We start from the raw sequence: 4,034 nt of genomic DNA on the forward strand, positions 1-4,034 counted from the left end.
CTCCGGAGGATAGGGACGAGGCATGACTGCCAGCCTTCCGTGAAGGGCTGTCAGTTAGCCACCAGAACTGGAACCCCAGAGGTGGGGCAGGTCAAACCTGTCACCCAAACCTGCAGCAGACCCATGCAGCAACTCGCCTCGCCCTCCGGCGACTTGACCCAGCAGGAGACGCTCGCATGAAACGACGTGTATTCCTCACGGCGACCACCGCGTCGCTGGCCGCCACCCAACTAGCCGGGCCCGCCTACGCCGCCGGTCCAACAGCCAAAAACTACGAGGTCGTCGCCCGCTTCTGGGGCGCGATGCCGACGGGCGTCACCGTCTCACGCCGCGGCCGGGTCTTCGTCAACTTTCCCCGCTGGGGCGACGACGTCCCGTTCACGGTCGCCGAACTACGGTGCGGGAAACCGGTGGCCTACCCCGACGCCGAGGTGAACCGCCAGGACGCCTCCGACCTGGCCGGGCACTTCCAGTCGGTGCAGAGCGTCGTCGTCGATGGGGCCGACCGGCTGTGGATCCTCGACACCGGAAGCCCGCTGTTCGCCGGGTCCTCCTACGGCGGCCCGAAGCTCGTGGCGGTCGACCTGCGCACCGACCGGATCGTACGGAAGATCCTCTTCCCGCCTGAGGTGGTGCCGTCGAACAGCTACATCAACGACGTGCGCTTCGACCTGCGGCGCGGCGCCGAGGGCATGGCGTTCATCACCGACGCGGACGGCCCCAACGGCATCATCGTGGTCGACCTCGCCACCGGCCGCTCCTGGCGGCGACTGGCCGGCCATCCCTCGGTGCTCGCGGACAAGCAGTTCGTTCCGGTCATCGAGGGCGAGCCGTTCATGTTCCGCCCCGCGGACGGCGAGCCCACGCACTACGCGGTCGGCTCCGACGGCATCACTCTCAGCGCCGACGGCACGCGCCTGTACTACGACCCGATGTCCAGCCGCCGACTGCACAGCGTGTCCACCGACTCCCTCGCCGACCCGGACGCCACCGATGCCGAGGTGGCGGCGACGGTCGAGGACCACGGGTTCAAGCCCATGGCCGACGGCCTGGAGTGCGACGACAAGGGACGGCTCTACGGCGGCGACCTGGAACACAACTCCATCTGGCGCAGAAGCCCGAACGGCACCTACCGCACCCTCGCCCAGGGCACCGACCTGATGTGGGTCGCCACCCTGTCCGTCGCCTCGGACCGGCGCCTGTACGCCATCGCCAACCAGGCCAACCGGCAGCCGCCCTTCCACAGGGGCGAGGACCTGCGCCGCAAGCCCTATCTCCTGGTCCGCCTGCCGATCGGCGCCGGGCCGGTCAGGCTCGTGTGACCTCTCCGGCCCGCGTCGGGCGGCCGCCCGGCCCAGTCCGTCTCCTGGACCGGGCGGCCTCCCCGCTTGATCCGCAATGCAGGAGCCGTGCGCGTTCCCGGCGGACCCCTCCCTCAGACCCGGTCGGTCGTTGACCGGCCGCGGCGGAACAGGGGCATGACGCGCGGCGGGGGTGTGCCCGGCATGGGCTCCGTGTACAAGTAGAACCACTCGGCTGTCGGGCCGGGGGCGGGAGCCGGATCCGCTGACCGGTCGGCGGTGGCTCGGTCGTGGGGCGGATCGGTGAGCGGGTCGGCGTCCCGGGCGGGGTCCGTGGTCCAAGGGCGGTCGGTGTCCGTGCCCGGTCGGTGCCCCACGCCTGGTCGGGGTGCCAGGTCGCAGGCTCGTCCAGGGCCGGGTTCGTTCCCCGGCCGGGGGTGGCGGCTCTGGCCGTCTCGCGTGTCACCCCAGGTGACCTGGCATTACCCGAGGTTCGGGGCGACTCCATGACCAGCGCGTGACCAGCGCGTCCAGAGAACCATCGCCTGTGCGGTGGCCTGGTCCCACGAGGCCGGCAACACAAGGCTCGGCTGTGCGGCAGACATCGCACGCAGGAAACGCCAACGAACACGCCCTTTACCCGCAGTCGGCCAATTCGTCGGTTCCCGGCGCTGCTGTGCGGCCCGGCTGCAGGAACCGGATCTCAGGCGGCGTCTGCGTGCAGCGTCGGCCGATCTCGATTCCGGCACGGGCTGTCAGGGCTGGCGCTGGAGGTCGACAACGACCTTGCCGCGGACGTGTCGGGCTGCCTGGAGCTCGACGGCCGTGCGGATGTCCTCGACAGGGTAGGTCGCTGCAAGGGGTACACGCAGGCGGCCTGCCGCGACAAGGCGCGCGATGTTCTCAAGGGCGTCGGGCGCGGCGTTGGCGCCGTTGGCAGCAGGAACGCCGTCGACCTGGCCCGCGATGGTGCAGATGCGGCCATCCGGGACTCCCAGCTCGCGCGCGACGTGCACCGTGTCCGTGCCGTGCAGGTCCAGGGCTGCGGTGACGGCGCCCGCACCGAGGTCGCGGACCCTGTCGGCCAGGCCCTCGCCGTACGCGATCGGTTCGGCCCCGAGACTTCGCAAGTACTCCGCTGACGACGGCGAGCCGGTCCCGATGACGCGCGCACCCGCGATCTGCGCCAGCTGGACTGCGAATACGCCGACTCCGCCGCCCGCGCCGCCGACCAGCACCGTGTCGCCTTGACCGAGGCCAAGGACGTCGAGTGCGGCGGACGCGGTGCTGCCCGCGATCGCGAGCGTGGCGGCGGTACGGTCGTCGACGCCGTCCGGGGTGTGGTGGGCGATGCCGCTGGCGATGTTCCCGTCCGCGTCGAGGACGACGTGGTCGGCGACCGCCCGGGACAGGGCCGCCCCGAACACGCGGTCACCGACCGCGTAGCCGCTCACGCCGGCACCGACCTGGTCCACGACTCCGGCGTAGTCGGTCCCGAACCCGCAGGGCAGGCTCAGGCCGAACCGTGCCGCGGTCTCCGCGTCGGCGGTCATGAACCAGTCCATCGGGTTCAACCCGGCCGCCGTCACCCGCACGCGGATCTGCCCGTCGCCCGCATGGGGTTCAGGCGCGTCCTTGAGGGCCAGGACCTCCGGGCCGCCGAACGAGTCGAGCAGAACGGCCCTGCTCGCGCCGTCTCGAAGGGCGTCGCCATATTGCTGCATGTCTTACTCGTTTCCTTGTGTTCGTGGACCCACCCAAACGGACTATGCTCCGCTTATGGAATCCAGCATAACCGGAGCGTGATCCGTTTGACGAGTTCGAAGCCGCGGGCGACGAGGGCCGACGCCGCCCGCAACCGCGATCAGCTGCTTGAGGTCGCGACACGCGTGCTCGCCTCGCCCGACGGCGAGACATCCCTGCGAGCTATCGCCCGCGAGGCCGGTGTGGGTATCGGAACGCTCTACCGCCACTTCCCTACGCGCGAGTCCCTTGTGGAGGCCGTCTACCGCGACCAGGTCGTCCGCCTCACGAACGGCGCCCAGAACTTGCTCGCCAGCGAGGCTCCGGCCGTTGCGATGCGACGCTGGATGGACCTTTTCGGCAACTGGGTCGCGACGAAGAACGGCATGCTCGACACCCTGCCGGCCCTGATCGAGTCGGGCGCTGTCGGTCACGCCCAAACCAGGGACGAGCTCCTGAACGCGATATCGGCGATCCTCGACGCAGGCCGCGCAGCCGGAGACCTCCGGCCCGACGTCACCGCCGAAGAGATCGCAGCCGGCCTGATCGGGATCATCACCGTCGCGCACCAGTCCGGCCACGCGGTCACAGCCGATCGCCTCCTGGACATCCTCCTGGATGGCCTTCGACCGCAGAGGCACCCGTGAGGACCAGCCGAACGAAGGCGACTGGCAGGACCGAGCCGTTCGGGGGCTCTGTCCTGCCAGGCCCCTGTCGGCGCACCCCTCGACCGCCGGATCAGCGACCTCGACATCCTCAACACCGAACTCTCGGCCTGGCAGAACGCCACCAACACCGACCAACGTCAGGTGAACTGGCAGTTCACCACCCACGACGCACGCATCAAACTGCGCCACCTCTACCCCAGAATTTAGCCACGACAGTGTACTAGTGCTCTGAGTCGGGAATTCTGTTCAGATAACTGGCGAGGCGTTCGAGGATCTCGTCCGCGGTCTTCGTCCAGACGTAGGGCTTCGGGTCGGTGTTCCA

The 4,034-nt window shown here is 69.6% G+C and carries 3 protein-coding genes; 2 read left to right on the plus strand and 1 reads right to left on the minus strand.

Going from position 1 to position 4,034, the window contains the following annotated elements; translation table 11 throughout:
- The first annotated feature begins 176 nt into the window (after window positions 1-176).
- Entirely contained in the window at window positions 177-1,322 is a 1,146-nt protein-coding gene (locus tag ACZ7M3_RS52615; RefSeq protein ID WP_472073926.1) for an L-dopachrome tautomerase-related protein, read from the plus strand.
- 734 nt (window positions 1,323-2,056) lie between these two features.
- Here ACZ7M3_RS52615 and ACZ7M3_RS52620 read toward each other — a convergent pair.
- Entirely contained in the window at window positions 2,057-3,025 is a 969-nt protein-coding gene (locus tag ACZ7M3_RS52620) for an NADP-dependent oxidoreductase (protein ID WP_472073928.1), read from the minus strand.
- Window positions 3,026-3,103: 78 nt separating this feature from the next.
- Between ACZ7M3_RS52620 and ACZ7M3_RS52625 the strand changes: the two genes are divergently transcribed.
- Window positions 3,104-3,691 carry a TetR/AcrR family transcriptional regulator gene (locus ACZ7M3_RS52625; RefSeq protein ID WP_472073930.1) on the plus strand — a complete coding sequence of 196 codons (588 nt, stop codon included), beginning with the start codon at window positions 3,104-3,106 and terminating at the stop codon, window positions 3,689-3,691.
- Window positions 3,692-4,034 lie beyond the last annotated feature (343 nt).

The sequence above is a fragment of the Streptomyces sp. NPDC111656 genome (assembly GCF_055656965.1).

What these genes read in the sequence shown, in the direction of transcription:
- ACZ7M3_RS52615 (WP_472073926.1), top strand. Translation starts at nt 177, where the DNA reads ATGAAACGACGTGTATTCCTCACGGCGACCACCGCGTCGCTGGCCGCC.
- ACZ7M3_RS52620 (WP_472073928.1), bottom strand. Translation starts at nt 3,025, where the DNA reads ATGCAGCAATATGGCGACGCCCTTCGAGACGGCGCGAGCAGGGCCGTT.